This is a genomic window from Burkholderia sp. AU18528 (assembly GCF_002223215.2).
Classification (GTDB): Bacteria; Pseudomonadota; Gammaproteobacteria; order Burkholderiales; family Burkholderiaceae; genus Burkholderia; species Burkholderia semiarida.
This window is the reverse complement of the sequence record NZ_NKFC02000009.1, coordinates 628,152-646,773: the sequence shown is the minus strand read 5'-3', so window position 1 is coordinate 646,773 and position 18,622 is coordinate 628,152. Positions and strand designations below refer to the sequence as shown.

At 66.0% G+C, this 18,622-nt stretch carries 16 protein-coding genes; 9 read left to right on the top strand and 7 right to left on the bottom strand.

The features are described 5' to 3' along the window. Positions 1-223: 223 nt before the first annotated feature. Positions 224-1,429, top strand: a complete 1,206-nt coding sequence (locus tag CFB52_RS33520; RefSeq protein ID WP_089466204.1) for an MFS transporter — start codon at positions 224-226, stop codon at positions 1,427-1,429. Positions 1,430-1,437: 8 nt separating this feature from the next. Here CFB52_RS33520 and CFB52_RS33515 read toward each other — a convergent pair whose 3' ends face one another. Continuing rightward, positions 1,438-2,331: a LysR substrate-binding domain-containing protein gene (locus CFB52_RS33515; RefSeq protein ID WP_060010575.1), complete on the bottom strand. Its 894-nt coding sequence runs from the start codon at positions 2,329-2,331 to the stop codon at positions 1,438-1,440. Positions 2,332-2,426: 95 nt separating this feature from the next. Between CFB52_RS33515 and CFB52_RS33510 the strand changes: the two genes are divergently transcribed. The 5 genes from CFB52_RS33510 (at position 2,427) to fumC (ending at position 8,334) form a co-directional block, all read left to right on the top strand. Next, the gene (locus tag CFB52_RS33510; RefSeq protein ID WP_089466203.1) at positions 2,427-3,623 is read left to right on the top strand and encodes an MFS transporter; all 1,197 of its coding nucleotides are present in this window, start codon (positions 2,427-2,429) and stop codon (positions 3,621-3,623) included. A gap of 37 nt (positions 3,624-3,660) precedes the next feature. Beyond that, entirely contained in the window at positions 3,661-4,482 is an 822-nt protein-coding gene (locus CFB52_RS33505; RefSeq protein ID WP_059577571.1) for a hypothetical protein, read from the top strand. 126 nt (positions 4,483-4,608) lie between these two features. Beyond that, the gene (locus tag CFB52_RS33500) at positions 4,609-5,838 is read left to right on the top strand and encodes a pyridoxal phosphate-dependent aminotransferase (protein WP_059577574.1); all 1,230 of its coding nucleotides are present in this window, start codon (positions 4,609-4,611) and stop codon (positions 5,836-5,838) included. Between the two features lie 118 nt (positions 5,839-5,956). Further along, positions 5,957-6,787, top strand: a complete 831-nt coding sequence (locus CFB52_RS33495) for a hypothetical protein (RefSeq protein WP_059577576.1) — start codon at positions 5,957-5,959, stop codon at positions 6,785-6,787. Between the two features lie 161 nt (positions 6,788-6,948). Continuing rightward, on the top strand, positions 6,949-8,334 hold the full coding sequence (gene fumC, locus CFB52_RS33490) for a class II fumarate hydratase (RefSeq protein WP_059577580.1): 1,386 nt from the start codon (positions 6,949-6,951) through the stop codon (positions 8,332-8,334). Between the two features lie 175 nt (positions 8,335-8,509). Here fumC and CFB52_RS33485 read toward each other — a convergent pair whose 3' ends face one another. Both CFB52_RS33485 and CFB52_RS33480 read right to left on the bottom strand, forming a co-directional pair. Beyond that, positions 8,510-9,760: an acetyl-CoA carboxylase biotin carboxylase subunit family protein gene (locus CFB52_RS33485; RefSeq protein ID WP_099318547.1), complete on the bottom strand. Its 1,251-nt coding sequence runs from the start codon at positions 9,758-9,760 to the stop codon at positions 8,510-8,512. 28 nt (positions 9,761-9,788) lie between these two features. Continuing rightward, positions 9,789-10,733, bottom strand: a complete 945-nt coding sequence (locus tag CFB52_RS33480; RefSeq protein ID WP_099318546.1) for a hypothetical protein — start codon at positions 10,731-10,733, stop codon at positions 9,789-9,791. 162 nt (positions 10,734-10,895) lie between these two features. On the opposite strand from CFB52_RS33480, the gene CFB52_RS33475 reads away from it, so the two are divergent. Further along, on the top strand, positions 10,896-11,771 hold the full coding sequence (locus tag CFB52_RS33475) for a LysR family transcriptional regulator (RefSeq protein ID WP_059577589.1): 876 nt from the start codon (positions 10,896-10,898) through the stop codon (positions 11,769-11,771). A gap of 18 nt (positions 11,772-11,789) precedes the next feature. Here CFB52_RS33475 and CFB52_RS33470 read toward each other — a convergent pair whose 3' ends face one another. Beyond that, a complete protein-coding gene (locus CFB52_RS33470) occupies positions 11,790-13,058 on the bottom strand; it encodes an ATP-grasp domain-containing protein (protein ID WP_099318545.1) in 1,269 nt (422 codons plus the stop codon). Between the two features lie 55 nt (positions 13,059-13,113). Beyond that, positions 13,114-14,580 (bottom strand): MFS transporter, encoded by a 1,467-nt coding sequence (locus tag CFB52_RS33465; protein WP_099318544.1) that lies wholly within the window; start codon positions 14,578-14,580, stop codon positions 13,114-13,116. 406 nt (positions 14,581-14,986) lie between these two features. Between CFB52_RS33465 and CFB52_RS33455 the strand changes: the two genes are divergently transcribed. Further along, positions 14,987-16,108, top strand: coding sequence for a TauD/TfdA family dioxygenase (locus CFB52_RS33455; RefSeq protein WP_059577598.1), 1,122 nt, complete (start codon positions 14,987-14,989; stop codon positions 16,106-16,108). A gap of 96 nt (positions 16,109-16,204) precedes the next feature. After that, positions 16,205-17,155, top strand: coding sequence for an ABC transporter substrate-binding protein (locus CFB52_RS33450; protein ID WP_059577601.1), 951 nt, complete (start codon positions 16,205-16,207; stop codon positions 17,153-17,155). A gap of 107 nt (positions 17,156-17,262) precedes the next feature. Here the strand turns inward: CFB52_RS33450 and CFB52_RS33445 are convergent, their stop codons facing one another. Both CFB52_RS33445 and CFB52_RS33440 read right to left on the bottom strand, forming a co-directional pair. Further along, positions 17,263-17,802, bottom strand: a complete 540-nt coding sequence (locus CFB52_RS33445; RefSeq protein WP_059577604.1) for an AidA/PixA family protein — start codon at positions 17,800-17,802, stop codon at positions 17,263-17,265. 65 nt (positions 17,803-17,867) lie between these two features. Continuing rightward, complete coding sequence (locus CFB52_RS33440; protein ID WP_059577607.1) at positions 17,868-18,371, bottom strand: inclusion body family protein; 504 nt, start codon at positions 18,369-18,371, stop codon at positions 17,868-17,870. Between the last annotated feature and the right edge of the window lie 251 nt (positions 18,372-18,622).

The window sequence follows — 18,622 nt, the reverse complement described above, 5'->3', positions numbered from 1 at the left end:
AACATTTACGCATCGAGAAATCGCTCGACCATGACCACGACCATGCGTCCGGCGAATTGTCGGCGGGATGCCAGAATGTCGTCCTGGTCTATCATTCACGATTTGCCACGCGCGGTCGGTCACAGTGCGCGATCAGCGAGTACTTCGATATCAGGTCGCTGTTCAAGCCGTTGACCAGGAGTGGCGGCGACCCGCAACCGACAGTCGGCACACCATCACCGAAATGAGCGATTTGAAACACGCAGTCTCTCTCGAGACCCCGAATGGCCCCGATTCCTCCCGTCGCCGCTCGCTGATCGCCGCTTGCGGCGCACACGCCGTGCACGACGGGTTGACCGACGTCATTTACGTGCTGCTGCCGATCTGGCAGGCGCAGTTCGCGATCAATTACGCGCAGATCGGCTTGTTGCGCGGGCTCTATTCCGGCGTGATGGCGGGTTTTCAGTTGCTCGCCAGCCGGGCAGCGCGGCGCTGGGGCCGGGAGCGCTTGCTGGTGGCCGGGACGGCCCTCGCGGGCATGGCCTACCTGATCGCGGGGCAGGCCGGCGGGCTGACGGTACTGCTGATCGCGCTGGTACTGGGCGGACTGGGCGCCAGCACGCAGCATCCGCTCGCATCGTCGATGGTCACCGATTCCTACGAGGCGGGCGGAGGCGTGAAGGAGGCGCTGGCTCAATACAACTTCTCCGGCGACATCGGCAAGACGCTGATACCCGGCCTGATCGGCCTGCTCTTGACGGTCGTGACGTGGCGAACCGGCGCCACGCTGATCGGCGTGCTGGGCGTGGTTTCAGCGGGCCTGCTGTGGTGGCTGATTCCGTCGAGCGACTCGTCGCGGGCGGCGCGCGACAAGACGCCGAAAACGCCCGCGGGCAGCGGTTCGGCCGGCGGCTTGCACGCGCTGCTCGCGACCGGCACCCTCGACAGTGCCGTGCGGATGGGCTTTCTGACGTTCCTGCCGTTCCTCCTCAAAAGCAAAGGGGCCGGCACTGCCGGTATCGGTCTCGCGCTGACGTTGCTGTTCGTGGGCGGCGCGTTCGGCAAGCTGTTCTGCGGCTATCTGGGCGCGCGCATCGGGATGATGAAGACGGTGTGGCTCACGGAGTCCGCCACGTCGCTGTTGATCGTGCTCGCCGTGTTCTCGCCGCTCTTCGCGATGATGGCGATGCTCCCGCTGCTTGGATTGGCGCTGAACGGAACATCGTCCGTGCTCTACGGTGTCGTGCCGGAGCTGGCCGGCGTCGGCAAGCGCGAGCAGGCGTTCGCGTTGTTCTATACGGGCACGATCGGCGGCGGCGCGCTGTCGCCGGTTCTGTTCGGCCGTCTGGGCGACGTCGCGGGCGTCCCGACCGCGCTGCTGGCGCTGGCCTCGGTCCTGCTGCTGACACTGCCGTTATCGTGGTACGTGCAGAAGGGCCTGGAAGCATAGCGCCTGTCCTAGCCGGCTGCGACCGACCTCGCGAACTCGATGAACTGCTCGACGCAGGTTGACGAAAACGGTTCGGACCACGTGACGACCAATTCGAGAACATGCGGCGTCGCCAGCGGCACGTAAGCGACACCCGAGCGTTGCAACGTCGACGTGAAGCTGGGCACGATGGCGACGCCGCGTTCCGCTGCCACCAGCGACACCAGCGTCGTGATCTGCGACGCGGTAGGCCCGATCCGCGGCGCAACGCCCTCGCGGGCGCACAGATCGTCGAGCGCCGCGTTCAGCGCGGAACCGTAGCCCGCGGGGAACGTGACGAAGTTCTCGTTGACGAGTTCACGGAACTCGATCGTCGCCTTGCCCGCGTATCGACTCTGGGCCGGAACCGCGGCGACGAGCGGCTCGCTCGACACGACGAGGGACCCGATGCGCGCTTCCGACGTCTTTGCCGCGGCCCAACCGAATCCGACGTCCAGCGTGCCGGCGGCGATCTGCTGGCGTTGACTCGCGGTCGATACTTCCCGAAACGCCAACTCGACTTCCGGCATGCTGCGGCTCGCATGGCGGATGATGTCCGAAAACGCGTCGGACATCGGAATGGAGCTCGCATAGCCGATCACGACACGGCCGACCATGCCTTGCGCCATCTTGCGCGCCGTTGCCTCCGCCTCGTCGACGGCATGAATGACGCTCCTCGCGTGTTCGAGAAACAGCGCGCCTGCCGGCGTGAGCTGGACCGCGCGCGTCGATCGTTCGAACAGCCGGATACCGAGGTCGGTTTCCAGCGCGGCGATATGGCGCGTCAAAGGCGGCTGGGCAATACGCAAACGCAACGCCGCGCGTCCGAAGTGCAATTCGTCGGCGACGGTCACGAAATAGCGGAGGCGGCGTAGGTCGAGCATTTTTGTCGTTTCGGTATCAATGGCCACGAAAACAGTATTGGCGCGCGTGTCGCCCACTCGTCAGACTGTCACACAAACCAGACAGGGCGTCACCAGTGGGCAACAGAACCATTCGATCCGCATTTTTCCTGTGCGGGTTTGCGGCTTTTCTCAATCTTTATTCGACTCAGGGCATTCTGCACGAACTTGCCGCGGCATTTGACGTGAGCCCGGAACAAGCCGGCCAGGGCGTCAGCGCCACCACCTTGGCGGTCGCCATTATCGCTCCGTTCGTCGGCGCGCTGGCCGCCCGCTTCGATCGCCGAACGGTCATTTCGTGCGCCGCCGTCGCGTGTGCGCTTCCCGTTCTCTGGTCTGCGCACGCGGCGAGCTTTTCATCGTTCCTCGCCGCCCGCTTTGCCGCGGGCGTGCTGATGCCGTTCATCTTCGCGATCTCGATCGCGTGCATCGGCGAGGTCTTCAGCCACGACGCGGCGACGGAGGTCAGTGCGCTCTTCGTCGCCGGCACGACACTCGGCGGATTCGCCGGGCGTTTCGTGACGAATAGCCTGACGTCCGCGTTCGGCTGGCGCCACGCGCTCGACGTCATCGCGTTCCTGTGTCTGGCAACGGGCCTCGCGATCCATGCGTGCCTGCCGGCGGCCGGCGCCGCGCGTCCGGACGACGAAGGTGCGTCGGCATCTCGCTGGACGCTCTTGACGCGCGGCCCGCTGCTCGCGTCGTTCCTGGTCGGCGCATGCGTGCTTGCATCGCAGGTCGCGACGTTCACCTTCGTCGGACTGCGGCTGGCCCGTGCGCCATTTGGCTTCGATACGGTCGAGATCGGCGCGATCTATGCGGTATTTCTCGTCGCGGTCGTCGTCACGCCGCTCGCGGGCCGCGTCGCGGCGCAACGCGGCCCGCGCGATCTCGCCCTTGCGGCGACCGGGCTCGCGATCGTCGGTGCATTGCTGACGGTGTCGAGCAGCGTCATCGCGATCCTGATCGGGCTCGCGCTCAGTTCCACCGCGGTGTTCGTCGAGCAGGCGTCGGCCAACGCGTTCATCTCGCGGGTGGCGCGGGGTGCAAGATCGACGGCGATCGGCATTTACCTTTCCTTCTATTACTTCGGCGGGAGTCTCGGCTCGGTCCTGCCCGTTCCCGCGTGGAATCGCTGGGGCTGGGTGGGCTGCGTCGCATTCGTCGTCGGTGCACAGGCGCTCGCAGGCGCGCTCGTGTTTTTCTTCTGGCGCGGGATGCCTCCCGCCAGCGCAGGCAGACCGCGCTCACCCGAAGTGCGGCTGACCCGGTAGTTCGCTTCAAATCACATCTAGAACCGGAGAGAAAAGGATGGAAACGTTTCAATCGCAAGCGGGGTTGCTCGATATCGTCACGCCTGTGCTTAACGGGATGAAAGGCGGCGTCCTGAAGGAGGCGCTCGTTGCGGCCTTCTCGGCCGAGGAGGAGGCGCTTCGGGACATCGAAGGTGCATTCCGCCGGTTGACGGAGCGCGGCTATTCGGCGCCGGCTCTTCGCACCTTTTTCGCCAGCTGGTCGAAGACCAACAATTCCGCGGCGAGCGTCTCCGGCCTTGCAAACCGGATCACGCTGCTGGCGCGCTCCGACGCCGGTTCGGCGGCGTCGAACCAGCTTCATGACGTATGCGCGAGCCTGCAGCGCATCACCGACGAGGATCTCGGCGCGCTGGGCGGCGTGCTCCATGCCGATCTCTTCTATACGATGGCGACGGCTGCGTGCGGTGACGACACGTGGCTGCTGAAGTCCGCTTGCCTTCCGTCCGCGCAGGCATTCAAGGACTGGACGGATCGTCAGCGGCTGAAGGAACGGGATATCCTCCTCGGCCTGCTTACCACGCTGGTTCACGAGGTTTACACGCACGGTGAAGTCGAGTTCATCCACGATCTCTACAAATCCTGGTTCCACACGCACGTCGGCATTCCGGCCGATCGCGTGCGCCACATCGTCGCGTGGGTCACCGTGCATACCGGCGGGACCGAGAGCAATCACTTCGGGCACGCCGTACAGGCGGTCAACGCGTTCGCCGACGCAATGCAGGTAACGATCGACGCATCGGCCGCGACGACGCTGTTCCAGGACTACCTGCGTCGCAAGGCGACCGTCATGCGCGAGTGCGCGCAAGCGCTCGTCTGACGCAGTGCGGGGTCGGCCCAGGTGCCGACCTGCCGGATTCAGTTCGCACAACTGATTACCGAGGCGAAGCCCACGACCGGCTCGCCTTGCCGTGGCTCCATTTCATTGGTTTTCGCCTACGACGACATGAATACACGCGACATCCCGCAAATCGAGTTGCCGTTGTCGGACCGTGCGCGCAGCGTTACCGCACCGGGCACGTCGAGCATGCGCAGCAAAGCAAACGCATTGAAGGACCGTGGCGTCAAGGTCATCAATTTCGCTGCCGGAGAACTTTCTTTCGATGCATGCCCGCCCATGAAGGCGGGCGCGATCGATGCGGTGGAAAGCAGGCGCAATCGTTATACGCCGCCGATCGGATTGCCACAACTCCGAGAAAAGCTCGCGGAAAGCGTGAGCCGGCGATGCGGGGCGATGTTCACGGCAGACGAGATCGCCGTCACGGCGGGCGCGAAGCAGGCGCTCTTCAATGCGTCGATGGTCCTGCTGAACCCCGGTGACGAAGTGATCGTTCCGACTCCCTATTGGGAGACCTTTCCGACCCAGATCCGGCTCGCCGGTGCGACGGCCGTCTGCGTCGACACGCAGGCCGATCAGTACCGACTGACCTGGCGTTCGGTCGAGGGCGCGCTGACGGACAGAACCCGAATGATCGTGATCAACACGCCCAACAACCCGACGGGAACGGTCTATCAGCGCGAGCAGTTGCTTGGAATCGCAAAGCTCGCGTTCGACCGCCAAATCTGGGTGGTGTTCGACGAGTGCTATCGGCATCTCGTCAGGCATCCGCACGAGCATCACAACATCCTGTCGCTTTTCGAGCCGCTCAGGCGACAGACGGTCCTCGTCGACTCGTTTTCGAAAAGCCAGGCCGTGACTGGCTGGCGCGTCGGCTACGCGTGTGCGCCGGCGCACGTGATAGCCGCGATGCACAATCTGCAGGGGCATACGACGTCGAATCCCAGTAGCCTGTCGCAGTACGCGGCGCTGAGCACGATCACGTCCGGTTCCGACGCATTCATCGCGGAGATCAACCGGTTCCTCGAGCAGCAACTGACCACGGCACGCACGTTTCTGGACCGGATCGCGGGCGTCGCCTATGCCCCGCCGGAAGGCGCGTTCTACCTGTTCGTCGATGTCTCGGAAAAGTTGGGCCGCCATTACCGCGGGCAGCGGATCCGCGACGTCGACCATCTCGCCGAACTGCTATTGACGGAAGCGCACGTCGCTGTCGTTCCGGGCGCCGGCTGCGGCGATTCAAACTGCATCCGGATCTCCTATGCAATCGAACATGAAGAATTGATCGAGGGCCTGCTTCGCCTCGGCCGGTTCGTGGCGGAGATCGACGTCGATTGAACCCGACGGTTGGCGCCGCCACACGGCCCGATCGGCTTGTCGAGTAGCGCCGACATTGGGGGCGCCGATCGTGCAAGCCTCATCACGATCGACACATTCATCAATCGAGGAGGAAGACATGGAGCATTCGACGCACGCATTCATCGATTACGTCAACGACGCATTGATCGACGTGGAGGACAGGCGGCTCGTCGACGCGCTGCTGACCGGCTTCGAAAATAATCGCGACAGGTTGCGCGAATACCGGAAGACCTATGAAGGCATCACGTCGGGAAAATGGACCACCGACTCGCTTTGTACCTTTTTTTGCGGATGGCGCAGCCCGGATGGCGCCGCCCATGCCGTATCGAGCATCATCGTGCGTCTCCTGCAGGAATCAGAGTCGCTCGATGGCGAACGGAACAAGGTGAAGATGCTGACAGCCGCGCGACACTGCGGCGAGATCATCGTCGAGGATATCGGCCTCGGCGAGCTGCACGGACATCCACACCATTCGAAGCTGTATCACCGGATGGCAACCGCCATCTGCGGTTCGGACAACTGGCGCCTGCAGGACCGGTTTCTCGATCCCGTCACGAAGGAATTCTCTGCATGGGTCGGACAGAAGCGCCCGCTCGCACCGGACCTGATCGAGGCCATCGAGATGATGGCGATGACCGAGCTGTTCAATACGGGCGAATACAACCTGATGACGCCGATGTGGAAGAAATGGATACGCGAGTCCTTCTCGGTCACGGCGACCGAGGTCAACCGGATCGCATCGTTTCTGAGCGTGCATTGCGGAAGCGTCGAAGCGCGGCATTTCAGGCACGCGGCCGACGCGCTGACGCTTTATGCGGAAGCGTCGAACCAGGAGATCAACTATCGCCGTATCGGCATGCTGTCCGACGAGTACGTGATCCGGGCATGCGAGCACCTTGGAAAGATGGCATCGGTGCTCCGCGCGTAACGGGCCAGGGAAACGAGCCGGCGGGCCGCATCCCGGCGCGATAGGCGAGGCCGGAGCGGGAAGCCGCCAGTGCCTGCCGGCGAATGCATTCGAATCCTGCTTCGCCAGATGAATGAGTCCAACGCTCGCCGCGGCGAGCGACTGAATCGAGGTCAACAAACATGCGTATCGAATCGGATTCGATGGGTTCCATCCAGGTCCCGTCGGAAAAATACTGGGGTGCACAAACCGAGCGTTCCATCATGAATTTCCCGATCGGCCAATCCCGCTTCAAGTGGGGAAGATCGATCATCCATGCAATGGGCATCCTGAAGAAGGCCGCGGCGCTGGCGAATCTCAAGCTCGGCGAATTGCCGGAGGCGATCGCCATCCCGATCTCGGAGGCGGCGGACGAAGTGATCTCCGGGGCGCTCGACGATCATTTTCCGCTGGTGGTGTTTCAGACGGGCTCGGGCACGCAGTCGAACATGAATGTCAACGAGGTCATCTCCAATCGCGCAATCGAAATGAAGGGCGGGGTGCTCGGCAGCAAGACGCCGATTCATCCGAACGATCACGTCAATCGCGGCCAGTCGTCGAACGACACGTTTCCGACTGCGATGTATATCGCGGTCGTCACGGAACTGTTCGACACGTTGTTTCCGAGCGTGATGGCATTGCGCGATACGTTGCTGGAGAAATCCGAGCGGTATTTCGACGTCGTGAAGGTCGGGCGCACGCACTTGCAGGACGCGACGCCGATCACGTTCGGGCAGGAGATCGGCGGCTGGGTGAAGCAGATCGACTATTCGCTCGCGTCGATTCGGACCAACCTGACTGGGCTGTACGATCTCGCGATCGGCGGCACGGCCGTGGGCACGGGGCTGAACGCGCATCCGCTGTTTGGTGACACGTGCGCGGCCATCATCGGTGAACTCACGGGGCATCCGTTCCGGTCGTCGGCCAACAAGTTCTTTGCGTTGTCCGCGCACGACGCGCTCGTCAGCACGTCCGCGGCGATCCGAACGCTCGCGATGGCACTGCTGAAGATCGCCAACGATGTTCGCTGGCTGGCAAGCGGGCCGCGCTGCGGGATCGGCGAGATTCATATTCCCGAGAACGAGCCAGGCTCGTCGATCATGCCGGGGAAGGTCAATCCGACGCAATGCGAAGCGCTCACGATGGTTTGCACGCAGGTATTCGGCAACGATGCGACCGTCGCATTCGCCGGGAGCCAGGGAAATTTCCAGCTCAACGTGTACAAACCGGTGATGGTCCACAACGTGCTGGAGAGCATCACGCTGCTCGCCGACGCGTGTCGCGCGTTCAACGTGCATTGCGCGGTCGGCATCGAGCCCAATCTGCAGCAGATGGACGAGAACCTCGAAAAGAATCTGATGCTGGTCACCGCGCTCAATCGTCACATCGGCTACGACAACGCAGCGATCGTTGCGAAGACGGCTCACCGCGAAGGGAAATCGCTGAGGGAAGTCGCGAATGCGCTGGGATTCGTCGCACCGGAGGATTTCGACCGATACGTCGTGCCGCTCGACATGACGCGATCCTGAAAGGGTATCGACGAGGGGACCGATCGCTGTTTGCTCTATGTCGAGGCCGGTTCGGACGAGGGCATGATTCTCGGCCGCACGAGCCGCGATGCCTCGGCATCGATGGAATCGTCGATCTGGTGCCGGGCACGCGATGAACGGCCACAATCGTTCTGGAGAGGGCCTGGCGCATGCGTCAGGCCATTTCTCCAGTTGAAGGCTTCAAATCAGGAGAGGGAGCTGTCGCCAGCGTCGGCTCCACGACGGCGCCGTGCTCAGCCGTCGAGCCAGCGTCGTCCTCAGCACCGCGTACCGCCGGCAACGCAACCCGCACATAAATAAACGCGCGCCGTTCGCGATCGGGCAGCACTTGCGGCCCGTAGCTGATCCTTACCGCCCCGTCGTCGATCTCGCCGGCCTGCGCAAAGCGCCACGCACCGGGATCGCTGTCGAGCAGGAATTCGGCGCGCGCATACGCGTGCGGCTCGAACAACTCGGGAATCGTCACCGTTTTTCCGTCGAGCCTGTCGAGCAATGCTTCGACCACGTTGAAGCCGTAGCCGTCGCGCACGATGTCGCAGATGAAGCTGCCCGCGATGCGCGGATTCAGTTCGATCACGTGCGGCACGCCGTCGTGCACGATGCAGTCGAGGTGCACGGGCCCCCACGTGAGCCCGGCGGCGGCGGTCGCGCGCGTGCCGACGTCGATCAGCGCGCGCAGCGTGTTGGCGTCGAGATCGAGTTCGGACGTATACCCGCGTTCGAGAAAACCCGCGCCATGCCTCTTGAGCTTGCGCAGCGCGCCGACGTAGCGGCCGTCGAAATACTCGACGCAGTATTCGCTGCCCTCCAGGAATTCCTCGATGACGATGCGTTCGGTCGCGAGCGATCGTGCATCGGCCTGCACGGCGGCGAGCGCATCGAGCTGCGCGCGCACGGCGGCGATGTCCTCGCAGCGGCGCACGCCGTCGCTCGCGGAGCCTTCCGACGGTTTGACGACGACCGGAAAGCGCAACGGGGCGGTGGCCGCCGCGAGCGCCGCCGGCGCGGCCAGCGTACCCGACACGAACTGCGCGGCCGGGATGCCGTGCGCGGCGAGCAACGCCTTCTGGTTCGACTTCGACACCGCGTGCGCGACGTGCCGCGCATCGGGGCCGGGCAGCCCGAGCGCATCGGCAACCCATGCGGCGGTGCGCGCATAGGTGTCGTGCGCGGTCGTCACGCGCAGCGTGTCGAGTTCGTCCGGAAAGCGTGCGCGCAGCCAACCGGCGAGCTGGTCGGCGTCGGGCGCGAGGTTGACCGTCTCGACGCCCGCGGGAAACACGCCGTCGAGACGATGGCCGGGCGCGGTGACGACGGTCACGGCCACCTGACGCGCGAGGGCGGCGCGCACCAGCGCGACGCTGCTGCCGGTGGCGCGTGCGCCGATCACGATAAGTCGCTTCATGGTGAATCCTTGATCGAGGACGGGAGGGCTAGCGTGCGCGCCGGCGCAGGCGCTGCGCTTCGAGGCGCGGCAGCAGATGCTGAACGACGCGCGGCAGCGTATAGATCGGCAACTGCGCGCACGCGAACACGAGCGCCATGGTCGGCGTGGCGGCCAGTCCGAGCGCGGCCCACATCAGCCCGACGTTGCGATTGGCGACGATCAGTGCGACGTTCAGGCGCGTGCGGACATCGCCGGGCGTGAGCCCGTACGCGACGATCTGGAAACCGGCGTTGACGGCGAATGCGAGCGCGATCGCGGCCAGTGCGCGGTGCGGTGCGTCGATGATCGACTGCTGCATGCCGGCCATCGTGCCGAGCGCGAAGATCAGCAGCGCGACGACGACGGTCGCGTCGATCGGCGTTGCATGGCGCGCGAGCCGCGCGCCGGCAAGGCGCCGCACGAGCAGCGCGACGCCCTCGGCGCTGCCGATCAGCAGCGCGAGCCGCAGCGCGAGGGTCGACGGCGAGATCGACACCGCGGCGTCGTGGCTGAACCAGGCCGTCAGCAGCGGCGCGGTCAGCGGCACGAACACCATCGACGCGAGGGTCGCGACGAGCGCGACACTGGCGTCGAGCGACAGCATGCGCGCAATCGTCGACGTGCCGCTCGACGGCGGCGCGCAGTACGCGATCACCAGCGCGACGACCCAGTCGTACGGCAAACCCGCGATCTGCGCGGCAACGCCGACCGCGATCGGGCACGCGATCATCGTCAGCGCGGGCAGCAGCAGCGACACGGCGGGGCGCCGCGCGACCGCGCGCACGGCGCTCGGCTCGACGCGCAGCAGCGTGCCGAGCACGAACAGGAACACGGTAACGGGCATCAGCGGCCGCGCGAGCGCCGCGAGCGGCGGCACCAGCAGCCCGAGGCCGACACCGCACGCGAGCACGGTCGGGCCGCGCCGCACCAGCGCGGCGATCAGTGCGCGCATGGACGAACCTCGGGCCGGCGGCGAACGGGAGTGAAGCCGAAGCGGGCAGCGAATGGCATGCGGATTCCTCGGAAGGGGCCGGCACGGAATACGCGCTAGGCTAATCCGGATGGTGGGCGAAGTAAAATGATATAAACTGAATCGGTAACAAGAGAAACTGATATGAACATCCCGTTGCTCGAAACTTTCCGGGCCGTCGTGCAGGAAGGCAGCGCGTTGCGCGCGGCCGAACGGCTCGGCTGCACGCAGTCGAACGTCACGGCGCGGCTGCGTCAGCTCGAGGAATCGCTCGACGCACCGCTGTTCGACCGCCATGGCAAGCGGCTGGTGCTGAACGATGCCGGGCGCCGGCTGATGCCGTATTGCGACCGCATCCTGCGTCTCGTCGACGAAGCGACGCAGGTGGTGCGCGAAACGCCGGTTGCCCGTAGCTTCCGGCTCGGATCGATGGAAAGCACGGCCGCCACGCGGCTGCCTGCGCTGGCCGCCGCGCTGAAGGAGCGCGACCCGGCGCTCGGCCTCGCGGTGCAGATCGGCAGCGAGCCCGATCTGGCGGATGCGCTGCTGCGCGGCCGGATCGACGCGGCGCTCACCGCACGCGCGGTCGTGCGGCCCGGGCTGCGTTACGAGCCCGCGTTCGCGGAGGACATGGTGCTGGTGAGCGCCGCGACCGTCACGCGCCGGCAACTGCTGGCCGACAACGCGGTGCGCCTGCTCGCGTTTCACGACGGCTGCCCGTACCGCGCGGTCGCGGAGCACTGGCTGAAGGCGCGCGGCGTCGCGATCGAATCGGTGTCGTCGTTCGGCACGTTCGGCGCGATCCTCGGCTGCGTGGCGGCCGGGATGGGCGTCGCGATCCTGCCGAAGCGGATCACGACCGAGCACGTGGCGCGCAAGGAACTGCGCGCGCATGCATTCGACGATCTCGACAGCGTGACGACCTACCTCGTCACGCCCGACGAAACGCCCGCGCTGCCGGAACTCGACGCGTTGCGCGCGGTGCTCGGCCGGCAGGCCGGTGCGCTGCTCGCGCGCTGACACGGGCACGCCGCGACCCTAGACCGGCGCGACCGCGCCTTCGTCCGCGAAGAAATCGGCCTCGATTTCGCGAATCCGCCGGCAATCCTCGAGCAGCCGTTCGAAGGTCGGGCTGTACAGGCCGACCGTGCCGAGCGCCGTTTGCAGGTCGGTGGTCACGCGCAGCGTGTCGCCGACCTTGATCCACTGCTTGAGCCCGACAAACGACGGCAGCGCCTGGATCGCCTGCCACGTGAAATCCTGCCGCAGCACGCCGTTGCGCGACGACAGCAGCAGCACGTGACCGCAGTACCCGCGAAAATCCGTCGGCGCGGCGACGTCGCCGAACAGCCGCTCCGGATGCAGCACTGCTTCGACGGTGGCCGATACGTGATTCTCGCCGCTGACCGCGCTCGTCAGCCGCGGATCGAGACTGCCGTGCAGCCGCGCGTTCAGCTCGACGATGGTCGGGCCTTCGGCCGTATCGAACAGCTCGAGGTGGGTCGGCCCGAAGCGCACGTCCAGCGCATCGAGCACGTCGGCCGCGTAGTCGAGCAGCGGTGCGTAGCGCGGGTCGGCATGGTTCAGCACCAGCATCTTGTCGAGCCGCGGCGCGTGCGTGCGGTCGCGATGCACTTCCCACAGGCTGACCACGCGATGGCGGCCTTCGAACGACACCGAATCGACGATGTATTCCTGCCCCTCGGAATAGCTTTGGATCACGATGTCGTCGTTCGGCTGGTTGTACAGCGAACGGGTGTTCAGCACGTCGCGCGCGGCGGCCTCGACCTGCTCGAGCGTCCGGCAGATCTTCACGCCGGCCACGCCCGCGCTGCGCGCCGGCTTCACGACGAGCGGCAGCGTGCGCTGCGCGCGCGCCCAATCGAGCGCTTCATCGACCGACGTGCTGTGGAAGTGCGCCGGCGCGCGCAGCCCGGCCTGGCGAATGCGTTCGTTCATCGCGAACTTGTCGCGTCGCGCGGCGGAGGTGGCGAGCGGGTTGCGATACGGCACGTCGAGCCGCTCGGCCAGCGTGTCGGCGAGCTCGAGCGCCGCGTCGAGGCCATGCAGCACCGCGCCGATCCGCAGGTCGCCCAGTTGCGCGAGCGTCGCGTCGATGTCGCCGCGATGCTGGACCTGCCGGATGTAGTCGGACGGCACGAACTGGTCGCGGTAGATGGCCGGCAGATCGGGGTCGCTGATCACGTGCGCGCAACGGATGCCGTATGCGCGAAACGCAGGGGCCAGGTAGGCGGCGGTCGACGCGCCGTCGACGATCAGGACGGTATCGATGAAGCGATGCTGCATGGATTCCTCTCGCTCGGATGGAAAATCGGTTGAAGGAGTGCGTGCGGCAAGGTGCTCAGGCCCGCGTGCCGGTATCGCGGGCGTCGCGAGGCCAGCGCACGGCCAGGACGACGCAGAGTGCGACGAGCACGGCCGCGATGGCGAACGCGCGCGCCGCGCCGGCCACGATTGCCGCGCCCTGGCCGGCGACCAGCGCGCCGAGCGCCGCGACGCCGATCGCGGCGCCCACCTGACGCGCGGTATTGAGGATCGCGGACGCGGTGGCCGAGCGGCCGGCCTCGACGCTGCCGAGCATCGTCGACGTCAGCGCGGGAATCGCGATGCCGCCGCCGATCGCCATCGCCACGAGCCCCGGCGCCAGCAGCGCGTACGGCGTGTGCGCGGCGAGCGTCCGCCACAGCCACACGTAGCCGGCGAGCGACACGGCGAGGCCGACGATGACGGTGGCGCGGAATCCGTGGCGGACCGCGAGCCGCGCGCTCGCGACGTTGGCGAGCATGATGATCGTGAGCGGCGCGAGCGCGAGCCCCGATTCGGTTGCCGTGAAGCCGCGCGCGTTCTGGAAATAGAGGCTGAGCGAGAAGATCAGCCCGTAGAACGCCGCATTCGTGATCGCGCCGATCGCGAGCACGCCCGGCACGCGCGCGATCCGGAAGAACGCGAGTTGCAGCATCGGCGCGGCCACGCGCCGTTCGATCGCGATGAACGACGCGCCGAGCGCGACCGACGCGATCAACGCGCCGGCTGCGTAAGGGTCGCCGATCCCGTGCGCCCCGGCCCGGATGATGCCGCCCGTCAGCAGCCCGAGCAGGAGCACCGCGACGAGCTGGCCGACCGGATCGAACAGCCGCGTGCGCGCGGCGGCCGAATCCCGCACGTGGCGCAGCGTGAGCCACAGCCCGAACGCGCAGATCGGCAGGTTGATGAAGAAGATCGCGCGCCAGCCGAGCGAATCGATCAGCAGGCCGCCGAGAGTCGGCCCCGCCGCGCTGATCGCGCCGCCCGTCGCGCTCCACCACGCGACGGCCTTCACGCGTGCGGCGGCATCGTTGGCGCACGCATGCGTGATGAGCGCGAGCGACGTGGGCAGGATCATCGCGGCGCCGACGCCTTGCGCGACCCGCGCGGCAACCAGCGCCGCCAGCGACGGCGCGAGCGCGCAGCCGAGCGACGCGAACAGGAACAGCGCAAGGCCGTACGCGAACAGGCGGCGGCTGCCGAAGCGGTCGGCCAGCGTGCCCGACGTCAGCAGCAGCGCGGCGAACGACAGCGTGTAAGCATCGACGATCCACTGCAGCCCGTGGACGCTCGATCCGAACGCGTGGCCGAGGCTCGGAATCGCGACGTTGACGACGGTCACGTCGAGCTGGACGATCGCGAAGCCGAGGCTCGCGGCCGCGACGGTCGGGAAGATGGCGCGCAGCGGCGTGCGCGGCGAACCGGCGGCGGTGGTGGCGGTCAGCGCGCGGTCGACTCGGTCGACTCGGTTGACGCGGTCGAGCGCCGGGGCACGGTCGCTCATCGCGGCTCCCGGTGCATGCGGGACGTGTGGATGGTGCGGGACGGCAGGCGGTATCGATTCATCTGGCAGGTTTCCGTATGGCGCATCAAGGGAGCCGGCTGCCCGTCGGGCGCCAGCCGCGGCGTCGAATCCGACAGAAAACTAGCATCGACCCATTGGCGAATACAAATAATAAGCAACGATTTTTTAACAAGTATTCGTGTTAAGGGTCGGCGCAAAACGCGGTGAACCGGTTCCATCCGCATTGCTGAACTTATATCGATAATTTTTGTTTGCAATCGAATTAATATCATTTCGAAATGCAATGACGGTCTCCTAGTCTTGTCGAGCGCTTCGCCCCGAGGACGGCGGCGCGCGGCGGCGATGCCATGCCGCTCTTCGAACCAGATCTTTATACGAGAGACCTATGACCTATCTCGCAGATGCACGCATCGCTTTGACGGCAGCGGAATCCGCTCACATCCGCACGACGCTCGGCGCGCTGGATTACGACCCGGCCGGCGGCGCAGGCTATATCAGCGCAGTTCGCAAGCTGGCCTACAACGCGTTTCCCGACCGGATCGTCGACGCATTCGACCGGGCGAAGGCGCCGACGGCGGACGCGCACGGCTCGATCGAGATCGACAACCTGCCGATCGACGACGGCGTGACGGGCAGCCCGCGATTCGAGGAAACCGGCCGTTCGTTCAAGGCCGGCGTGCTGAGCGAGAACGTGCTGGTCGCGTTGAGCACGCTCGCCGGCGAGCCGTACTCGATCGCGCACGAAGGGCGCGAGCTGGTGAACAACCTGACGCCGCACAAGGCGACCGCGCGCGACTACACGGGCCTCGGCTCCGAGGTCGAGCTCGACTTCCATATCGAGAACGCCGCGCAGGCGCACATGCCGGAAGGCGACACGTCGCCGTTCGCGCTGCTGCTGCTGGGCGTGCGCAGCGAGGCCGGCGGCGGCCCGTACACGCGGCTCGCCGATGCGCGCCGCGCGCTGCAACTGCTGTCGCCGGACGATATCGCGCAACTCTACGACGAGCACTACATCATCCGCGTGCCGTACCGGTGGCGCGGCGCGACGCCCACGCCGCGCGACAACACCGACCTGAGCGCGGTGCTGTCGGGGCCGCTCGACGCGCCGCGCGTGACGGTCGCGTTCTATCCGGACATGGTGCTGGCCGTCAACCCGCGCGCGCAGGAAGCGCTGGCCAACCTGTATCGCGCGGTGCGCGAGGTGTCGTTCGGCGTGCAGGTGTCACCGGGCAAGCTGGTGCTGATCAACAACCATTTCACGCTGCATTCGCGCGACCGCTTCGATCCGCAGTACGACGAGAACGACCGCGCGTTCCGCTGGGTACAGCGCGTGTTCGTCGCGCGCAGCCTGTGGAATTTCCGTGCGTTCACGCCGCTGCAGGCACGCGTGTTCGACCCGAAGGCGGTGTATGCGGGCGAGTCGGCGCACGCGAGGCCTCCGTCGCCCGTCGTGCAACCGGTGCCGCGGCGTGCGGCCGCGGTCGAACTGGACGCAACGCCTGCGTGACCGAGCCGGCGGGGCAGCGACTGGCTTCGGACGTTGCCGGCCCGCTGCCCGCGCCCGCTTCGCGCATCCCCGAATAAAAACAGGATTCCACAAGACATGAGAAGAAACGCTTTTCCCGTCGCACGCATCGCACGCCTCGCCCGCGTGCTGGCCGCCGCGCTGATCGCCGCGAACGCCGTCGCGGTACACGCCGCGTCGTTCGACTTGAGTCCCGAGCAGCCGGCACGGCAGCGCGGCGCGGTGAATCCGGCGGTCGAGCAGGCGCTGCCGGCCGGCTTCCGGTTCGCCGAGGCGAACACGCTGACGATCGGCATCGCGCCGAACCTGCCGCCGCTCAGCACCTATGCGACCGACGCGCGCACGGTGGTCGGCTTCGATCCCGATCTCGCGCAACTGATCGCGGACAGCATCGGCCGCAAGCTGAAGATCGTGCCGCTCGCGTGGGCCGACTGGCCGCTCGCGCTGCAGTCCGGCAAGGTCGATGCGGTGATCTCGAACGTGACGGTGACCGAGCAGCGCAAGGAGAAGTTCGACTTCTCGACCTACCGGAAGGATCAGCTCGGCTTCTACGTGAAGACCGGCAGCAAGCTTGCCGCGATCCGCGAACCGAAGGATGTCGCGGGGCTGCGCGTCGTGACCGATTCGGGCACGAACCAGGAAAAGATCCTGCTCGAATGGAATCGGCAGAACGTCGCGCGCGGCCTCGCGCCGGTCGAGATCCAGTATTACGCGGATGCGGCCGAGCGCTGGGTCGCGCTGCAGTCGGGCCGGGTCGACACGATCTTCAGCGTGAACTCGATGCTCGCGTACCAGGCGTCGCTGCGCGGCGATGCAAAGCTGATCGGCACCGTGAGCGGCGGCTGGCCGCGCACCGCGGATATCGCGATCACGACCCGCAAGGGCAGCGGCCTCGCCGAGCCGCTGACGCTCGCGATCAATGCGCTGATCGCGAACGGCAGCTACCGGAAGGCGCTCGACCACTGGCGGCTGGATGCCGAGGCGATCGACCGGTCGCAGACCAATCCGCCGGGGCTGCCGCGCACCTGAGTACGGCACGCGGCGGGGCGCACGTGAGCGTCGTCGTAGCCGTCCTCCGCCCCGATTGCGTTGAAGTCGGTATTCACCGGCAACGTGAAACGGCCGTCGCGATCCGGCTACGGTGTGGCGCCGGGCTGTTTCGTGTCCGGCCCGCTGCCGGCGATCTCGATCGTCGTTTCCCAGCGGAAATAGCCCGATACGGCGCCGTCGCGATCGAGCACCGCGAAATCGGCCGTGCACGTGGTGGCGCCCGGGGCCAGCACCTCGCCGCGCCAGAAATGGTCCTTCATCGGCTGGCACGACGGATGCAGCAGGTCGTCGCCGTTCGGCACCGCCGTGGCGGCGTCGCGGATCTCCGCTTCGATCGGCGTGACGATGCCGGCGTCCTTCAGCGCGAACCGGACGAACAGCACGGTCACCTCCGCGCGCAGCGCCAGCGCGGTTTCGCGCAGATGAAGCCGGTCGCCCGGCGACAGGCCGGCAAAGAGCCGGTTGTCGTGGTGGCTGACCTGCCCGGCGTCGCCGGGGCTCAACACGTAGATGTGCCGGTCGTCGATCACGGTGGGCGCGTCGGCGTCCCGGCTCGCATCGGGATAGGCCGCCAGCAGCGTGACGGCGTCGACGATCGCGAGCGCATCGCAACGTACACCAGACATGAGCACGTCCTCCGCAACAAGGGGGCGGGACGGGCGGCCGTCGTGCGGTCGCCCGCGTGCCGCGATCAGTTATGGATCGAGATGAACGGATCCCACGAGAAGCAGCCCTGGCTCTGGCAATTGCGATCGATGATCTGGAACAGGAAATGGTAGGTCACGCGGCCGACCTTCAGGCATTCGGACGACCAGTAGTAGTTCGCGACCTTCTGGCACGTCGGCACTTCGGGCTTGCTGGTGTTCGGCACCGGAATCGACGCCTCCGCGACGCGCGGCGTCGGCGTCGAGATCAGGTCGTTGCCGACGTTGCCGATGAACTTGTAGAACACCACCTGGTTCTCGAAGCCCAGCGACAGGCTCGTTTCGCGCCAGCGGATCAGGTCGCCGACCTGCGCCTTCAGGTCGAGCTCGCCGCCCGCCTGGCCGGAGATGACGTTGTCCTGGTTGGTCACCATATAGACATAGTGCCAGTCGATCAGCGTTGGCGCCGCCGGATTCTTGCTGGGATTCGGATATTTTTTGAGAATGGTTTCGGTATCGAACGAAACGAGCACATCGGTAACGCGTGACATAGAAGCTCCCGTTTGAAGTAATGGGACTTATCGTTGCGCGAATTGCTTCGTGCGGCCACCATCGCCTTGTGCAGCAAGGCTTTTCACCGATATCGACACGTGCGGAAGCGACGGCGAATGCAGATTATCCCGTTTGATTGCTTGTGGAAGCTGTAAAAGTAAACAGGTCGATAAAATGATTTATCGGGTTAATTTTAAAATCGGAATCAATCGATTCGATGCGTGACACAAATATCGCGACATTGAATCTG